Here is an 18,104-nt window from a genome sequence, read left to right as displayed (position 1 = left end):
CAGGCGGGCCGGGGCGGGGCGTCAGCGGTGTCCCGGGCCGGGGCGGCGGCTCACCCGGTGGGCACCAGCCGCTCCCCGGCCGCGGTGGCCGCGGCCACCGCCGCGGCCGCGGGTGCCGTGGGGGGCACCGGGGGCACGGGGTGGGCGGGAGGCTGGGCCGCCAGGTCGTGGCCGGCGGTCAGGATGGAGCGCTGCAGGCGCCGCAGCCGGGCCGAGGGCTCCAGGCCCAGCTCCTGCACCAGGGTGGTGCGCAGCCGCTGGTAGGCGTCCAGCGCCTCGCCGCGCCGGCCCGAGCGGTGCAGCGCGAGCATGTACTGGGCGTGCAGGCTCTCGTGGGTGCGGTAGCCGTTGACCAGCACGGTCAGTTCGGCCAGCAGTTCGCGGTGGCGGCCCAGGCGCAGGTCGGCCTCGATGCGCCGGTCCAGCGCGCACAGCCGGCTCTCGTCCAGCCGCTTGATCTCCATCTGCAGCTGCGGGCCGGCCTGTACGTCGGCGAAGGCGGTGCCCGACCACAGGGCCAGCGCCTCGCGCAGCTGGCGGGCGGCGCCGGTGCAGTCCCCGGCGTCCATCGCCCGGTAGCCGGCGCCCGCCAGCCGCTCGAAGGTGCGCACGTCGCTCGCGCCGCCCCCGCCGCACAGCAGATAGCCGCCGGGCATCGTCACCAGCACGTCCTTGGCGCTGCGGGGCGGCTCGCCCGCCCCGCCAGCGGCGGCGTCCCGGTCCAGCGCGGCGGCGATCAGCTCGCGCAGCTGCAGCACATAGGTCTGCAGGGTGGTGCGGGCGCTGCGCGGCGGCGCCGCGCCCCACAGCTCCTCGGTCAGGGCGGACACCGGCACCATCCGGTCGGCGTGCAGCGCCAGCAGCGCCAGCACCTGCCGGGGCTTGGGGGCCGTGGGCGTGATCGACCGGCCGTTCTCCCGCACCGCCAGCGCACCGAGTACCTCGATGTCCACAGCGTCCCCCTGAAGGTGGTTGATGCCGCTCGCGCCGTCTGCCGCTCGCGGGTCCGATCCCCTTACCGCACCCAGATTCAAATAGATTCGCGGAGCCCTGTCAATACAAAACCGCGTAGCTGGTTTCTAGCAGTGCTGCACCTGACCTCAGGCGATCTACCTGCCATTTCTTGAGTGGATCTTGAGGAAGGGGCAGGTCACACGGGTGCAGACCGGCTGGTTTTGGCCGCGGGTGGCCGGTCCGGTAGGGGTGCGGGCGGGTGCGGAACCCGGTCTTAACGTAAAAACAGCAGGTGTTCGCTGTTTTACGTTGGGTCTAACAGGGGTTGAAATCGCGGGGCGGGGCGGGGCTTTGGGCGGGGCCGGGGCCGGGGGCCTCCCGGGGCCCGGCGCCTCCCCGGGAGCCTCTGGGGGGCCGGGGGCCGGGGGCCTCGGGGTGGGCCGGGTTGGGCCCGAGGGCCTCCCTAGGGGCCCCGGGGGGCCTGGGTGCTTCTGGGGCCTGGCCCGGGGGCCTTCGGGTGGCCTGGGTGCCCCGGGGAGGGGCAGGGGCGCGGGGGCAGGCGGTTTCTGGGGGCGGGGGCCAGGGTTCCGGGGTTTCGGGGTTCCGGGGTTCCGGGGGGCGAGATCTGGGGGCACGGGCCAGGACCTGGGGGCGGGGCCTGGGTCTGGGGTCGGGGCCTGGGTCTGGGGTCGGGGCCTGGGTCTGGGGTCGGGGCCTGGGTCTGGGGTCGGGGCCGGGGTTTTCGAGGGGACCGGGACCCGGGGGCCCGGGGTCCGGGGTCCGGGCCGGAGGTCGAGGCCGGGGTCCGGGCCTGGGGTCAAGGCCGGGGCCTGGTCCGGGGTCCGGGGTCCGGGTTCCCGGGGGTCCTGGCGGTGCCGTTACGGGGCCGGGGCGGGCGGACTGCCCGGAGTGTCCGGGGAGTTCGGGGCGGGCGGACGGCCGGGAGGGGGCGGGGGCTGCGGGCGGCTGGGGGCGGTGGGGCTGTCTGGGGGGTTGTGGGTGAGGCGGGGCAGCATGAGGTCCCAGTACTGGGACAGGGTGCGGTGGGAGAGCCATCGGGGGTCGCTGAGGCCCAGGACGGCGAAGCCGACGGTGGCTGCGACGACGGCGGCCGCGGCCCGGGCCGGGCTCACCCCGGCGGCCAGGGTGCCCTCGCGGCGGGCGGTGTGCAGCAGCGCCTCGACCCAGCGCTGCCAGGCGTCGCGCAGGTCCAGCGGGCCGGTGCGCCAGGCGGCGGGGCCCACCAGCTGGAACCCGGCGCGCACCACCACGTCCTGTTCCAGGGCGTGCAGCAGGGCGTCACCGGCGGCGATCAGGCGCGGCAGCGCGCCGGGGTGGCGTTCCTCGGCCTCCCGGGTGATCTGGTGCAGGGTGACCAGGGAGGCCGCCTCCACGGCGCGGGCCAGGGCGTGTTTGTTCTCGAAGTGGAAGTGCAGCGCCCCGGCGCTGACCCCGGCCCGCCGGCTGATGGTGCCGAGGGTGGCCGGGACGAAGCCGTCCTCGGCGAACACCTCGGCGGCCGCCCGCATCAGTGACTCCCGCGTGCGCGCGGCACGCTCCTGCTGCACCATTGGTGGCTCTCCTGGACTGGGCGGGGCCCGGCCCCGCCGCCGGTGGCACGGGCGGGCGGCGGGGCGGTTCTCCCGGCCCGGGGCCGGGGCGGCGGGCAGGGCGGCGGGGCCGTGCGGGGCCGTGCGCGGCCGTGCGGGGCCGTGCGGGGCGGCGGCGTATTCGCCGCGGGCGGGTGCGGGCGGGCGCCGCGGGCGGATGCCGGGCCGGGGATGGCGGGCGGGCCGGGGGTTACTGCGGGGGGTTGCCGTGTTTGCGGGAGGGCAGGTCGGCGTGTTTGGTGCGGAGCATGGCGAGGGATTTGATGAGGATCTCGCGGGTGTCGGCGGGGTCGATGACGTCGTCGACCAGGCCGCGTTCGGCGGCGTAGTAGGGGTGCATCAGCTCGGCCTTGTACTCCTTGGCCACCCGGGCGCGCATCGCCTGGGGGTCCTGGGCGGCGGCGATCTGCTTGCGGAAGATGACGTTGGCGGCGCCCTCGGCGCCCATCACGGCGATCTCGTTGGTGGGCCAGGCGTAGGTGAGGTCGGCGCCGATGGACTGGCTGTCCATGACGATGTAGGCGCCGCCGTAGGCCTTGCGCAGCACCAGGGAGATGCGGGGCACGGTGGCGTTGCAGTACGCGTACAGGAGTTTGGCGCCGTGGCGGATGATGCCGCCGTGTTCCTGGTCGACGCCGGGCAGGAAGCCGGGGACATCCAGCAGGGTGAGGATGGGGATGTTGAAGGCGTCGCACATCTGCACGAAACGGGCGGCCTTCTCGGAGGCCTCGATGTCCAGGACCCCGGCCAGCGTCTGGGGCTGGTTGGCGACGATGCCCACGACCTGGCCGTCCAGCCGGGCCAGGGCGCAGATGATGTTGCGCGCCCAGCGCTCGTGGACCTCCAGGAACTCGCCGTCGTCGACGAGTTCGTCCAGGACCCGGTGCATGTCGTAGGGGCGGCTGCCGTCGGCGGGCACCACCTGGGCCAGGGCGCCGGTGGCGCGGTCGGCGGGGTCGCCGGCCGGTGCGGCGGGCGGGGTCTGGCGGTTGTTGGCGGGCAGCAGTGAGAGCAGGTAGCGGACCTCGGCCAGGCAGGTCTCCTCGTCGTCGTAGGCGAAGTGGCACACCCCGGAGGTCTCGGCGTGCACGTCGGCGCCGCCGAGCCCGTTCTGGCTGACCTCCTCGCCGGTGACCGCCTTGACCACGTCCGGGCCGGTGATGAACATCTGGGAGGTCTCGCGGACCATGAACACGAAGTCGGTCAGCGCCGGGCTGTAGGCGGCGCCGCCCGCGCACGGGCCGAGCATCACACTGATCTGCGGGATGACGCCGGAGGCCTTCGCGTTGCGCTGGAAGATGCCGCCGTATCCGGCCAGCGCCGCCACGCCCTCCTGGATGCGGGCGCCCGCGCCGTCGTTGAGCGAGACCAGCGGCGCTCCGGCCGCGATGGCCATGTCCATGATCTTGTGGATCTTGGTGGCGTGCGCCTCGCCGAGCGCGCCGCCGAAAATCCGGAAGTCGTGCGCGTAGACGAAGACCGTGCGGCCCTCCACCGTGCCCCAGCCGGTGATCACACCGTCCGTGTACGGCTTCTTGGCCTCCAGGCCGAAGCCCGTGGCCCGGTGCCGGCGCAGCTGCTCGACCTCCTGGAAGGAGTCCGCGTCCAGGAGCAGGCCGATCCGCTCGCGGGCGGTCAGCTTGCCCTTGGCGTGCTGGGCCGCGGTCGCCCGCTCGCCCGGTCCGGCCAGTGCCTGCGCGCGGATCGCGGCCAGTTCGGCCAGCCGGCCCCGTGTCTCGGCCGATGCCGCATCCAGCGCGGAGGGCTCCGTCACCGTCGCCACGACGGTCCCCTTTCTCCTCGGTCGGCCCGGCGGGCGCGGCCGCGGCCGCGCCCGCCGGATTGCTGCCGTGGTGTTCCTGCTCGGGAGTTGTGCGGTGTGGCCGGTGCGCGCCTGGCGCCCGCCGGCCGGTGCGGCGCCTCAGCGCCAGCTGTGCGGCGCCCGGTAGGCCCGGGCGTGCTCCGGCGGGCGCCAGGCATCGGCCGGGCGCCCGGCGCGGGCGGCGTCCTGGCCGCCCGGCGGGCGGCCGGCGGCCAGCGAGAACAGCGTCACGGCGAGCGCGGCGAGCTCTTCGTCGCTGGCCTGCCCGCGCTCGATCCTGAGCAGGGCAGCCCTGCTGTCGACAGCGTCCACGACCCCACCTCCCCTTTAGGGGCCAACGGTCGACCGCCGGGCTCAAAACAGGCTCGGGTCTGCCTGGAGCTCCCCCACGGCGGCACCCAGGAGGCCTTGCCCAGCGGGCCGCTCCCGGGGGCGCCCCGCACGGAAGGCGGGCGGGCACGGAAGGCGGGCGGGCACGGGGAGCGGGGTGAGCCCGGGGTGCGGCGCCGGGGCCGGACCCCGGGCCCCGGGCCCCGGGTCCACGGCCGGGGCCGGACCGGCCCGGACCGCACCGCACCGGGCACAGCGGGCCGGACCACCGCACCGGCGCACCGCACCGGCGCACCGCGCTGCACCATCCGGGCCGGGCCGTCCGGGCCTCACCGTCCGGGCCGGGCCGTCCGGGCCTCACCGTCCGGGCCGGGCTGTCCGGGCGGGGCCGGCCGGGCAGCGGCGGGGTCACCCGGGGGTGTCCGGAAGGGGCAGAGGTGACACACGGTTTGATTAAAAACCGCTTGTACGGTTTTTAATGGGGCTAATGTCACGGGCATGTTCCCCGCAGACAGCTCCGCGCCCCGGCCCGCGGGCGGCCGGAGCGGAACCCCCGGCTTCCGGCCAAAGCGCCGGCGCTGCCCCCGGGCCCGCCCCGTGGACACCTGCCGAGGTGGCCCCCCTGGCGGGCCCGGCGGGCAGGGAAGCGGAATGCGTCACGCCGGGCGGTCCTGGGGGCCGGGTTGCGCCTGCCTCTGGAGATCAAACCGGCAAGTTGGTTTTATACGCCGCCTGGAAACCATTCTTGACGGGAGTCACCAGTGAGCAAGCAGGAACGGGCCACCCGTACCCGCACCGCCCTCATCCTCTCGGCCGCCGACCTGTTCGAGCGGTACGGCTATGTGCGGGCCAGCCTGGATGAGATCAGCTCGGGCGCCGGGGTGAGCCGCGGCGCCCTGCACTTCCACTTCGAGAACAAGGCCGCGGTGGCCGACGCCGTGGAGCAGGCCGCCGCCCAGACGCTGCGGGGGGCCGCGGACGGGGTGCCGCTGGGCCAGGTGAGTGCGGTGCAGTCGCTGATGGACCTCTCGCACCGCATGGTCCACCTGCTGCACGGGGACGTGGTGGTGCGGGCCGGGTTCCGGCTGAACTGCGACACCGGGCCGCGGACCCCGCTGGACCTGCGCCAGGAGTGGCAGGCCTGCGTGCACCGGCTGGTGGCCCGGGCCGCGGACGAACGGGCCCTGGCCGCGGGCGTCTCCCCCGAAGGCCTGGTGGCCACGGTGGTGGCCACCACGGTGGGCCTGGAGGTGCTCAGCCGCGCCAACCGGGGCTGGCTGTCCGCCTCCTCCCTCACCAGCTTCTGGCAGCTCCTGCTGCCCTCGGTGGCCAGCCCGCCGACCCTGGCCGCCCTGCAGCCGGGCGGCACCGGCTCCCCCGCCTTCCCCGATCCCGGCCTGCAGCACACCCACGACACCCCCGCCCGCTGACCCACCCCGCCCCCGCAGTTCGGCCAAGCCCCCGCCGACCCGCCCCGCCCCGGCCGGCGCTCCCCGCCAGAGCCCGCCCCGCACAACCCGCCCCGCAGGCCCCTCCCCCGGACTCCTCCCGCCGGACCCGGCGCGCCCCGGGCCAACGCGCCAACGCCCCGCCCCGCGGCCGGACTCGGCGGGCCGCTGCTGCGGCCCGCAGCAGCGGCCGGGAGCGGGCCCTGGACCGCGGGAACAGGGGGCAGCGCCCGGAAGGCGGGGCGGCCCCGACGGGAGCGCGGAGGGAAAACGGCACCGGGGCAAGGCGATCCCAGGAGGCCGGACGCGATACCCGGAGGGGGACAGCGCCCGCTGGTGCGGGGCGAGTCGGCGCCCCGGGCCGGATCCTGCGCGCACCGCGCCGGGCGGGCACCGGCCCAAGGACGGGCACCACGGCCCCTGTTATCGAACGTGCACGCTAGGCTACCGGCAGGCCCTCCCGTCCCGGCGCGAGCGGGCACCCCGTGCGGCATGCGCCGCCCCAGGCAAGGAGATACGCGGCAGATGACGCAGCAGCAGGGCTCGCTCGCCGGGCAGGTCGCCCTCATCACCGGGGCGAGCAGCGGGATCGGCGCGGCCGCGGCCCGGGTCTTCACCCGGGAAGGCGCCCGGGTGATGCTGGTCGCCCGGCGCGAGGACCGGCTGCAGGCCCTGGTCAAGGAACTGCGCGCCGAGGGCGCCGAGGCCGCCTGCTGCACCGCGGACGTCCAGGTCGCCGCCGACATGCGGCGGGCCGTGCAGCAGACGGTGGACACCTACGGGCGGCTGGACGCGGCCTTCAACAACGCGGGCGCCGCGGTGGAGAAGAGCCCGCTGCACCTGATGGACGACACCGCCTACGACCTGATCATGGAAACCAACGTGCGCGGCGTGTGGAACTGCCTGCGCCCCGAGATCGGCGCCATGCTCACCACCGGCGGCGGCGCCATCGTCAACACCAGCAGCGTGGCCGGCCTGGTCGCCACCTCCGTGGCCGCCCCCTACATCGCCGCCAAGCACGCCGTGGTCGGCCTCACCAAGGTCGCCGCCGTCGAGTACGCCCCCCACCACATCCGCGTCAACGCCATCGCCCCCGGCCTGGCCCGCTCCGAAATGGTCGAGGACTGGTTCGCCCGCTTCCCCGCCCAGGAAGCCAAGAGCAAAGCCTCCTCCCCCCAGAACCGCATGGCCGAACCCGAAGAAATCGCCGAAGCCGCCGCCTGGCTCTGCAGCGACCGCGCCTCCTTCGTCACCGGCGCCACCCTCCCCGTCGACGGCGGCGCCACCACCTGGTAACCCCACCCCGGCCCGGGGACACCACCCCCCTCAGCCCCGGCACGCCGCACCGGCACACGCCCCCGGCCAGCCGCACACCGATCAACCGCCCTCGCACAGCAGGCAGGCAGGGGCAGGCACCCGCAGCGCGGGGCACCGGGCGGACAGGCGCAGCCACACGGGCAGGAGCGGACACCGCACCGCGGCAGGGAGCAGGAGCGGGCCCCGCACCGCGGGCGAACGCAGCGGGCGGGTGCGGTGCGGACCAGGCCGCAGGCGGCACCGCGCCACCGGCACGGCACGGGTGTTGGGGGTGGGAAGACGCCGGACCCGGCCAGCTCCCACCGGGGCACGGGACCGGCGTGCCGGGCGAGAACGGACCGGGCGCCCCACCCAAGTGCAGGCCCCGGGGGGGGGACCCGAGCGGACCGGGCCACACCGAAGTGCCGTGCGGCGGGCGGGGACCGTGCGGTGCGGTGCGCGGCCGGGTGCACCGCACCGGACACGGTGCCCGGCGCGACCGGGATGCGCTCGGCGCTTCCGCCGCCCGGACCGCGGCGCGGCGCGGACACCGCACCGCGGGGCAGGGACCGGAGCGGGCCCGCACCCCGGACGGGCACGGCAGGCAGGCGGGTGCGGCGGGCGGGTGCTGCGGCAGGCAGGCGGGTGCGGCGGGCGGGTGCGGTGCGGACCGCGGCGTACGCGGCACCGCGCCGCCGGCCCGGCACGGGCCCGGAGATGCGGCGGGCCCGGCCACGCCGGGGTACGCGGCCGGGGCGGAAGCGGACCGCGCTACGCCGGAATGCGGCGGTCGGCGGCGCCCGGGGCGCCGCGGCACACCCCGGGACCGGCAAGGACGAACGGACACACCCCCCGGGGGGGGTGGTGGTCCGGCGCCCGGCGCCGCCGGGCCTGGGAGGCGGCACCCACCCGGGCACCGGGCGCGGCCCGCACCCGAGCGCGGCCCGCGGTCCGCGGCCCGCGGTAGCGACACCGGCCGCCCCCGGGGGGGGCGGGCCGGAGGGTGCGGGGCCGCGGCCGGCGGTGCCGCCAGGCGGAGCCCAGCCGGGGCACGCCGCGACGGGCAGCAGCCCGGCGGGTCAGCCGGTGGTGGGGACCAGGGCGGGCGGCGGGACGGACACCGCCTGCGCATACAGCCGCGCCCCCCGGTCCGGGGCCAGGTCCAGCCGGGCCAGCACGGCCGGCACCGTGATCGCCGGTATCACGTGGTCATACAGCACCGAGATGCGCCGCTCGACGTCCGCCAGCCCGCACTCCAGCTGGGAGAACAGCTGCACCCCGTGAAACGAGGACACAATCAGCTCCGCGGTCTGCCGCGGCACCACATGGGAGAGGATCTCCCCGCGCTCCTTGGCCTCGGCCAGCGTCTGCGCCGACAGCTCGATCCAGGCCGGCCACGCACTGCCGTAGTGCTCCCGGCCCTGCGGATCCGAGGACAGCACCGCCCCCGCCCGCACCACCGGATCCCGCGGCAGCCGGTGCGCCAGCAACAGCCCCGCATCCACCCACTCCTGGACCTTCAGCTCCTGGGGCGGCCCCGCATACGCCACCTGCGCCTGCAGCACCCCTCGCGCCAAGGCCTCCTTGGAATCGAAATGGAAATACAGGGCGCCCTTGGTCACCCCCGCCGCCTGCAGAATGTCCGACACCGTCGCCGCCGAATACCCATGCTCGGCAAACACCGCAGCGGCCGCCTCCAGCACCGCACGCCGCGTACGGACAGCACGCTCCTGCTGCGCCACGTGACCTCCCCTGCACCAAGTGCCCCGATCGGGTATGCAGCGGACCCGAAAAAGAAACCGTCGTGGACGTACCTTACCCACACCACCCCCCACCGACCCCGCCAGGGATCTTGACCCACCCCGCCCCGCCCCACCCCCCGCCCGACATATCCCCACCCACACCCCACACCCCGCACACCCCCCACCAGAAACACCATCCACCCCCCACCACCCCACCCCAACCCGCCAACACCCCACACCCCGCACACAACTGACGACCCCTCACCTGACACCCCCTCACCCACCCCCGCACCAACAGGCACACACCCCAGCCCCCGCAGCCGCACCGCACAGGCGAGAGAGACCACCCCGGGCCAGCCCCCACCCGCACACACGACACCCACGAGTGAAACCCGGCCACGAAACACCCCGCCCCCCCCTGCACCACAAAACCCCGGCCACCACCCACCCCTACCGGGCGCATGGCCGCTCGCCCACCACACAAGCCCCCCCCCGCCGCAGGCCCCACGAGCCCGGCAGAACCGCCCCGGGAGGCAAGGGCACCGGCACACCGGAAGGCAAGACCCCCACCACGGGCCACACAGCCGACCGGCAGACACACAGACACGCAGACACGCAGGCGGGCAGGCGGGTAGGCGAGGGGGAGGCGCCGGCGGGCGGGACACCGGCGCGGGCGGCCGACGTGCCCGCACAGCAGGCGGACTTCCACCCACCGAGCCCACCCACCACGCCGCCCGGACACGACCGCCCACCGGCACCCGAGAAGACAGGCCTCACCCGCCAACCCACCGAAAACAGCAACGCCCCACCCCAGCCGCCCCCCACAACGCAGCACCCACGACACCGCAGGGCACGGCGGACACCGGCCCGATGCGCAGGGCGCGGCAGGCACCCGCCCGACGAGGCACCACACCACGCACAGGACCACCGGCACGGCACAACCGAGTACGGCCACCGGCAGGGCGCGGCAGGCACCGGCCCGACCGGGCACCACAGGCCACCGCCACCGGCACGACCGGCAGGGGCCCGGCGGGCCACCACCACCGGCAGGGCGCGGCCACCGGCACGAACGGGCAGGCGGATCACCGGGCGCCGCGGGGGTGAAACACCCGTGCAGCAGGCGCACTTGGGGACAGACCCGCCGACCCCACCACCCCGGCCGGCCCCGCCGCACGGGAGCCCCCCGACACCCCGGGAGGGGAAGGTCTGGCCAACCGGCCGCATCAACGAAAGAGCCAAGCCGCAACCAGCACAACGGAACACGGCCGGGCCAACCCGCCCGCACGGCGCCCCCCACCCCCCCCGCCCACCACCACCAGGCACACCCCCAGCCCCCGGATGACAGACCCCTCACCCGACGCCCCCAGACCACGCCGACAACAACAGGCGGCCCCGGGGGGAAAGGGGGGAGAACCGGCAGAGGACAGCACCGGCAGGGGGGCAGCACCAGCAGGGGGCAGGGGCACCCGGGGCGATCGACCGACCGAAGGCAGGGCCACCCGGGACGATCGGCCGACCCGGGGAGGGGCAGGGAAACCTGCGGCGATAGAGCCAACCGGCGGCAGGAGCGCCCGGAGACAGGGCCGGGCCGAGGGGTGGGGCACTGCTCACCCGGCAGCGGGACCGGCAAGACCACCCGGAGCGCCCGCGCCAGCAGAGCCAGCAGGGCCACCCCGGGGGCACCGGCAGCGGCCAGGCCGCCCGCAGGGCCGGGCAGGCCGCCCCGGGGTGGCAGGACCGCGGAGGCCGGCGCGGCCACCCGGGGACAGGACCGGGCAGGCCCGCGCGGGCACCCGGGGCGGCAGCACCGGCAGGGCCCGCGCACCCCGCAGCCGAAAAGCCCGCCCCACACCCCCGCCACCCACCCGGCAGGGGCAAGTTGGCCCCGGCCCCGGCGGCGTCTACGGCCGCCCGCTACGCCCCCGGCCCGGGCCAGCTGCGCCCGGCCGCCGCCTCCGCATCCACCCGCCGCAGCAGCTCCTCATCGATCTCCCCCAGCGAACGCACCACATGCCGCGCCCCCGCCCGCTCCATCAACGGCCGCTGGAACCCGTTGTCGTAATCACTGGGATGCCCGATGAACGCCACCCCCAGCTCCCGCGCCGCCTGCGCCACCCGCGCCACATCATCAATGAACACCGCCTGGTCCAGCCGCAGCCCGAACACCTCCTCGGTGATCTCCCGGAGCCCCGGCCGGAAATCATTCGTGCACACATACCCCGGCGCATCGAACAACCCCGCCACATCCCCCAGATACCGGTCGAAATGCGCCCGCTCCAACCCCCCGTAACACACCACCGACACCCCCAGCCCCCGCAACCGCTCCAACAACTCATGCGCCCCCGCAAGCACCCGCACCGGATGCTCCACCAGATACCGCTCCCGCTCCTCGAAATACGCCGCCAGCAACTCCTGCGCACTGCCCCCCAACACCTCCGCCGCCGCCCGCGCCGCCACCCCCTGCGACTGCGACAGCAACGCCTGCTCCAACTCCGCCCCGTACACCCCGCCCCGCGACTCCACCAACCGCCGGATCACCGGACCAAAACTGTCATTCAACAACACACCATCAATATTCACCCCCACCAACCGCACATGCCCCAACCCACCCGCACCCGCACCCGCACCCGCACCGGACCCGACCACACCTTCACGACCCGCCATCACAAACCCACCCCTCACGATCAACAACACCCGACACAAACCGAATAAACCCAGCCGGCCAGCCGGCCATCCGCCCGCCCGGCCCTCCACCGAACCGACACCAGACCCCGGCCATCCAACAAACCACACCACCAGACCCGACAACCGACCCGACCACCCGCCCCAAACCCGCAACCCCGACCCAACCCGACACCCCGACCCAACCCGACACCCGGCCCAGCCCGACCCGACCGCCGACCCGAACCAACGGCCGACCCAAACCCGCAGCCCGGCCCAACCCGACCCGGACCGGACCGGACCGGCCCCGACAGCCGACCCGGACCCGCGGCCCGGCCCAAGCCCGATGAACCAGACCCAACCAAACCCGACGCCCCAACCCGGCCCGGCCCGACAGCCAACCCGGCCCCGGCCCGGCGACCAGCCCGACCCGGCACCCCGGCCCGACGGCCGCCCCACCCGAGGGCCAGACCCGACCCGACGACCAGAACCAGCCCAACGACCCAACCCGACACCATCCGGCAGACAGACCCGCGCCGACCCCACAGCCAGCCCGGACCGACCACCAGCCCCCCCACCGGCCGGCCGCCCGCCCCGGCCATCAAGCCCGCACCCACCCCACAGCCAGCCCCGGCCCGACCCGAGCCCCCACCCAGACCCGGCCCAACGACCAGACCCAACCAGCCCGAGGCCAGCGGCCCAACCAGCCCCGCACCCCGGACCGCCCACCCGCCCACACCCGGCCACACCCCGAACCAACCACCCGGACCAGCCACTTGCCCCGACCGCCCCGACCAGCCACCCAGACCAGCCGCTCCCCCGACCGCACACGCCGGACAGCCGGACCACCACCCCGGACCAGCCACCCGCCCGCACCCGGCCGCACCCCGAACCAACCACCCGGACCAGCCACTTGCCCCGCCCCCCCCGACCAGCCGCTCCCACCGACCGCACACCGGGCGGCCGGACCACCACCCCGGACCAACCAACCACCCACCCCGACCGCACACGCCGGACGCCCCAACCAACACCCCGGACCGGCCACGCGCACCAGCCGCCCGCACCGGCCACCGAACGACGACACCCGCCAACCCAACCCGGACCGGACCGGGCCGCCCCGGGCCAACAGCCAGACCAGGCCCGACCCAACCGGCCCCAACCGAACCGACCGCCCAAACCGAACCGAACCAACCGGCCCGAACCGACCGCCCAGGCCGCACAACCACCCGCCCCGCACCGCCGTCATCCCCGCCGACGGCGCGAAAGCATAACAAGGGAACCGGACGCCCGGTTTTCCACCGCAATAAACGGACTACAGAATTCCCCTTAACCCGGGAAACCGGCCCGGCACCCCTTGCCCGCACACCCCCCACACCCCCCGATTTCCCCCCGGCTTCCCCTCCCACCAGGAAGGCAACTACCCAGCGTCACAGAAACCGGAAACCCCGCCCGGAAACCGGAAACCAGCCCGCCCGAACACCCCCCGCCGAAAACCCCCGCACCACTGCATGTAATCACCACCAACCCTTGAAAAGGAAACCGGTGGGTATGTATGTTATGGCGTCACTTTCATTCACCTCCAGGGGGAGAGGTTCATGAGCAGCAGTCTCGTACTGCCCCAGTCGAAAGACACCCAGGGCACCCGCACCACCACCCGCACCACCACCGACGGCACGCCGGCCCCGCCCCGGCTCACCACCACCGTCCCCGCCGAATACGTCCACCGCGCCGCCCTGGCCGAGGTCTTCCTCACCGGCTGCGAAAAAACCGGCCCCGACACCTACACCCTCACCGGCCAATGGCCCCGCGCCCACACCTTCTTCACCACCCCCGACGGACGCCACGACCACCTCCAGGCCTGCGAAACCCTCCGCCAGACCGGCATCTACCTCGCCCACGCCGAACACGCCATACCGCTGGGCCACCACTTCGTCATGCAGGACATGACCGTCACCACCCACCCCGAACACCTCACCATCGGCACCACCCCCACCCACCTCACCCTCCACACCACCCTCACCCGCCCCCGCCGCAGCCCCCAATTCACCATCACCCTCACCATCACCAACCCCCACCACCACACCCTCGCCACCGGCCACGGCCACTTCACCTGCATCTCACCCGCCGCCTACCACCGCATGCGCACCACCAACAACCCCCACACCGACCCCACCACCCACACCCTCCAACACCTCCACCACACCCCCACCCACCAAAACCCCACCACCTACGGCCGCACCCACCCCCACGACCTCGTCCTCAACCCCACCCACCAACCCCACACCTACACACTCAACCCCCACCCCCACCACCCCATCCTCTTCGACCACGACGGCGACCACCTCCCCGGCATGGTCCTCATCGAAGCCGCCCGCCAAGCCACCCACCCCCACCCCCCCACCACCCACCTCACCCACACCCACACCACCTTCCACCACTACGCCGAACTCACCACCCCCACCACCCTCACCACCACCCCACCCACCCACACCCACAACACCACCACCCACACCATCACCACCCACCAAAACAACACCCCCACCCACACCACCACCCTCACCCACACCCACCACCCCTAACCACACGCACACGCACAGGGACAGGGACAGGGAAGCGCACAACACCAGCAACCAGCACACGAGCACACGAGCACACGAGCACACGAGCACACGAGCACAGGCAACCAACACCACCTATGCGCGCACCCGGGCGGGCAAGCACGCGACACAAGCGGACAGCGCGAACAAAACGCAACCCCCTCACACCCACCAACCAACCCGACCCCTCACCCCCACCCACCCCCAGCCACCGAAACCGAACCCGAACCCGAACCCGAAAAAGAACCACACCCCAGACAGCAGAGACAGAGAAGACACAACACTTCACCACCACAATTCCCCCCACCCACCCCGGCCCGGAGCAAAACATTCCGGAACCAGCCGAACACACAAACAACACCCCCCCCCACACCCCGAACCACGAACCCCACACCACAGAAAAAGAAAGAACAGACCGACACCCCCCACCAACCAAACACCCACCCCCACACACCCACCCACACCAACAATTCAATAACCCGCCACTACTGCCCCCCCCTCCGACGAGCTGATACAACCCCAACACAACCACCACCGGCACTCAGCGTTTGCGAGCCAGCGTGATGCCGTCCGCCATCGTCAGCAGCGAGAGGTCCACGCGCTCGTCCTGGGTGAGTGCCGAGTTGAGTTCGCGGATGGCCGAGGTGTCTGCGTCGTCGGCCTCCAGGTCGGCCACTCGGCCCGAGAAGAGCGTGTTGTCGATGACTATGAGGCCCCCGGAACGGATCAGGGCGAGGGTCTTTTCGTAGTAGGAGAGGTAGTTGGACTTGTCCGCGTCGATGAACGCGAGGTCGAAGGAGTGCGGGCCACGCTCGGCGAGCAGGCCGTCCAGCGTGTCCGTCGCCTCCCCCACGCGCAGGTCGATGCGTTCTTCGACGCCGTCGCGCTTCCAGTACTCGACGCCGACGGAGGGCCACCGGTCAGTGATGTCGCAGGTCACCAGCGTGCCGTCGGCGGGCAGTGCGCGGGCCATGCACAGCGTGCTGTAACCGGTGAAGGTGCCGACCTCCAGCACGGCCCTGGCTCCGGTCAGCCTGACGAGCAGGGCCAGTAACTGTCCTTCCTCCGCCATGACTTGCATCGCGACGCCGCCGGGCAGCTGCGCCGTCTCCGTCCGGAGTTCCAGCAGGGTGGCATCGTCACGCAGGGATACGTCCCTGACGTAGGAAAGGAGGTCGGGGGTGAAAGCAACCTGGTTCGCCATGGGGTCGTTTCCTTGTCCATATGAGGGATTACATACTGTTACGTCCGCGGTGCGGCCAGAGGCACTGCCACCACCCGCGTCGTCGTGGAGTGCGGGCGGCGTGCCGGTACCAGGTGCAGGCGTTGCAGGTCGGCGGTCGGTGGCTCGGGGAGCGCTCCGGTGCAGGGGCACGCGCTCTGTTCGAAGCCCGCAAAACGGTAGGCGATCTCCATCATCCGGTTGCGGTCGGTCGGCCTGAAGTCCGCTGCCAGGTGGACTCCCGCGCCTGCCGCCTCGTCGATGAGCCAGTTCAGGATGGTGGCCCCCGCGCCGAAGGACACCACGCGGCACGAGGTGGCCAGGAGTTTGAGGTGCCACAGGTCCCGGTGGCGTTCCAGGAGCAGCACGCCGACGGCGCCGTGCGGGCCGAAGCGGTCGGTGAGGGTGACCACCAGGACCTCGTGGGCGGGGTCGGTGCGGAGGTGGCGCAGGTCGGAGTCCGAGTAGTGCACGCCCGTGGCATTCATCTGGCTGGTCCGCAGGGTGAGTTCCTCGACGCGGGACAGCTCCTCATCGGTGGCCCGGCCGATGCGCATGTTCAGTTCGAGGGTGCGCAGGAAGTCCTCGTCCGGTCCACTCGTCTCGGCCCTGGCGGCCTCGCGGCGGAAGCCCGCCTGGTACATCTCGCGGCGCCGCCGGGAGTCCACGGTCTGGACGGGCGGGGTGAACTCGGGCAGCCGTTGCAGGCCGGTCGCGGTCTCGGCCGGGTAGCAGCGGACCTCGGGGTGGTGGTAGGTGACCTCCGCGCGTTCGGTCGGCTGGTCGTCGATGAACGCGATGGCGCCGAGCGCGAAGTTGAGGGTGTCCGCGATGCGGCGTACCGACTCCGACTTGGGGCCCCAGCCGATCTCCGGCAGGACGAAGTAGTCGGCGACGCCGAGTTTCTCCAGGCGTGCCCAGGCCGCCTCATGGTCGTTCTTGCTGGCCACCGACTGCAGGATGCCTCGGGAGTCCAGCTCCACGATGACGTCCCGGATGGTGTCGGGCAGGGAGACGTCGCCGTCCTCGATGAGGGTGCCCTGCCAGAGGGTGTTGTCCAGGTCCCAGACCAGGCACTTGACGAGCTGCGCCGGGGGCGGGGCGGGGGCCTCGGTCATTCCTGTTCCTTTCTTCCCGTGTACTTCACGCGGTTCTTCCCGTGTACTTCACGCGGTGCCGGTGTGCTTCACGCCGTGCTGGTGTGCTTCACGCCGTGCCTGTGTGCTTCACGCCGTGCTGGCCAGGACGTGCCGCGCCAGCATCAGTTGGCACATTTCGTTGCTGCCTTCGATGAGTTCCATCAGCTTGGTGTCGCGGTAGGCGCGGGCCACGACATGCCCGTCCTGGGCGCCCGCGGACGCCAGGACCTGGACAGCGGTGGCCGCGCCGCGGGCCGCGTGGCCCGCGCTGACGTGTTTGGCCAGGACGGTGGCTGTGACTTGGTCCGGCGACCCGTCGTCCCAGCACCGGGAGGCGTGTTCACAGGCCCGGGTCGCGGTCTGCTCGGCGACGTACAGTTCGGCGAGGTGGCGGGCGACCAGCTGGTGCTCGGCGAGGGGCACGCCGAACTGGCGGCGCACCGAAGCGTGTTGGGCGGCAGCGGTCAGACAGCCGCGCAGGATCCCCGCGCAGCCCCAGGCCACGGACATGCGGCCGTAGGCGAGTGCCGTGGTGACCAGGAGCGGCAGCGGCAGACCCGCACCGCCGAGGAGGTTCTCGGCCGGTACGCGTACGCCGTCGAGGGTGATGTTGGCGTGTCCGGCAGCCCGGCAGCCGAGCGGGTCGGGGATGCGTTCGATGGTGACGCCGGGGGTGGCTGCGGGGACCACCACGGCCGCCGCCTCGGCGCCGGGTGCCGCAACGCCCGGCTCCGACTGCCCGTCCGCATCCTCGTACGACTCCTCGTACGACTCCTCGAGTGTCCCGAACAGGATCAGCTGGTCGGCGTAGTGAGCAGCTGTCACCCAGGCCTTGTGTCCGTCCAGGACGACCCCGTCGCCGTCGCGGCGGATGCGGGTCGTCATGGCGGACAGGTCGCTTCCGGCGCCGCGTTCGCTGAATCCGGTCGCCGCGAGGGCGCCGCCGGTGAGCTGCGGCAGGAAGGCGGCCTGCTGCTCCGGGGTGCCGAAGCGCTCGATGGTCCAGGCGGCCATGCCCTGTGAGGTCATGACGCTGCGCACGGAGCTGCAGAGGCTGCCGACGTGGGCGGTGAACTCGCCGTTGGCGGCGCTGGTCAGGTCCCGGCCGCCGTACGCTGCCGGGACCTGCGCGCACAGCAGTCCGTCGGCGCTCAGTTTGCGCAGCAGGTCCACGGGCAGCAGGCCCGCGCGGTCCCAGGCGTCGGCATCGTCCGCGATGAGGTCGGTGAGCAGGGCGGAGATTGCCGGGACTGCGGAGGTGTGGGTGGTGGCCCCGGGCGAGG

12 protein-coding genes are annotated in these 18,104 nt (G+C 73.6%); 3 read left to right on the top strand and 9 right to left on the bottom strand.

The genetic code is table 11. The annotated features are described in order from the left end of the window. Nucleotides 1-50: 50 nt before the first annotated feature. From AC068B_RS28495 to AC068B_RS28480, 4 genes are all read right to left on the bottom strand, one after another. The gene (locus AC068B_RS28495) at nucleotides 51-953 is read right to left on the bottom strand and encodes an AfsR/SARP family transcriptional regulator (protein ID WP_478674468.1); all 903 of its coding nucleotides are present in this window, start codon (nucleotides 951-953) and stop codon (nucleotides 51-53) included. An 879-nt stretch (nucleotides 954-1,832) separates the two neighbouring features. Beyond that, a complete protein-coding gene (locus tag AC068B_RS28490; RefSeq protein WP_478674467.1) occupies nucleotides 1,833-2,525 on the bottom strand; it encodes a ScbR family autoregulator-binding transcription factor in 693 nt (230 codons plus the stop codon). A 229-nt stretch (nucleotides 2,526-2,754) separates the two neighbouring features. Further along, nucleotides 2,755-4,347 (bottom strand): acyl-CoA carboxylase subunit beta, encoded by a 1,593-nt coding sequence (locus tag AC068B_RS28485; protein ID WP_478674466.1) that lies wholly within the window; start codon nucleotides 4,345-4,347, stop codon nucleotides 2,755-2,757. Nucleotides 4,348-4,485: 138 nt separating this feature from the next. Next, nucleotides 4,486-4,698, bottom strand: a complete 213-nt coding sequence (locus tag AC068B_RS28480) for an acyl-CoA carboxylase subunit epsilon (protein ID WP_478674465.1) — start codon at nucleotides 4,696-4,698, stop codon at nucleotides 4,486-4,488. Between the two features lie 779 nt (nucleotides 4,699-5,477). On the opposite strand from AC068B_RS28480, the gene AC068B_RS28475 reads away from it, so the two are divergent. After that, on the top strand, nucleotides 5,478-6,146 hold the full coding sequence (locus tag AC068B_RS28475; RefSeq protein WP_478674464.1) for a ScbR family autoregulator-binding transcription factor: 669 nt from the start codon (nucleotides 5,478-5,480) through the stop codon (nucleotides 6,144-6,146). A gap of 543 nt (nucleotides 6,147-6,689) precedes the next feature. Continuing rightward, nucleotides 6,690-7,460: a glucose 1-dehydrogenase gene (locus AC068B_RS28470; protein ID WP_478674463.1), complete on the top strand. Its 771-nt coding sequence runs from the start codon at nucleotides 6,690-6,692 to the stop codon at nucleotides 7,458-7,460. Between the two features lie 1,079 nt (nucleotides 7,461-8,539). On the opposite strand, the gene AC068B_RS28465 is transcribed toward AC068B_RS28470, so the two are convergent. Beyond that, entirely contained in the window at nucleotides 8,540-9,202 is a 663-nt protein-coding gene (locus tag AC068B_RS28465; protein ID WP_306338656.1) for a ScbR family autoregulator-binding transcription factor, read from the bottom strand. A 1,914-nt stretch (nucleotides 9,203-11,116) separates the two neighbouring features. Beyond that, on the bottom strand, nucleotides 11,117-11,767 hold the full coding sequence (locus AC068B_RS28460; RefSeq protein ID WP_478674462.1) for an HAD family hydrolase: 651 nt from the start codon (nucleotides 11,765-11,767) through the stop codon (nucleotides 11,117-11,119). A 1,691-nt stretch (nucleotides 11,768-13,458) separates the two neighbouring features. Between AC068B_RS28460 and AC068B_RS28455 the strand changes: the two genes are divergently transcribed. After that, nucleotides 13,459-14,442, top strand: coding sequence for a ScbA/BarX family gamma-butyrolactone biosynthesis protein (locus AC068B_RS28455; protein ID WP_478674461.1), 984 nt, complete (start codon nucleotides 13,459-13,461; stop codon nucleotides 14,440-14,442). A 559-nt stretch (nucleotides 14,443-15,001) separates the two neighbouring features. Here the strand turns inward: AC068B_RS28455 and AC068B_RS28450 are convergent. The 3 genes from AC068B_RS28450 to AC068B_RS28440 form a co-directional block, all read right to left on the bottom strand. Beyond that, nucleotides 15,002-15,664, bottom strand: a complete 663-nt coding sequence (locus AC068B_RS28450) for an O-methyltransferase (protein ID WP_478674460.1) — start codon at nucleotides 15,662-15,664, stop codon at nucleotides 15,002-15,004. A gap of 38 nt (nucleotides 15,665-15,702) precedes the next feature. After that, nucleotides 15,703-16,800: an HAD-IIIC family phosphatase gene (locus AC068B_RS28445; RefSeq protein WP_478674459.1), complete on the bottom strand. Its 1,098-nt coding sequence runs from the start codon at nucleotides 16,798-16,800 to the stop codon at nucleotides 15,703-15,705. Between the two features lie 108 nt (nucleotides 16,801-16,908). Continuing rightward, on the bottom strand, nucleotides 16,909-18,063 hold the full coding sequence (locus AC068B_RS28440; RefSeq protein ID WP_478674499.1) for an acyl-CoA dehydrogenase family protein: 1,155 nt from the start codon (nucleotides 18,061-18,063) through the stop codon (nucleotides 16,909-16,911). Nucleotides 18,064-18,104 lie beyond the last annotated feature (41 nt).

The sequence above is a fragment of the Streptomyces sp. NPDC042371 genome, from assembly GCF_056437465.1.
The sequence above is the reverse complement of the archived record's forward strand: the minus strand, read 5'-3'. Positions and strand labels throughout refer to the sequence as shown.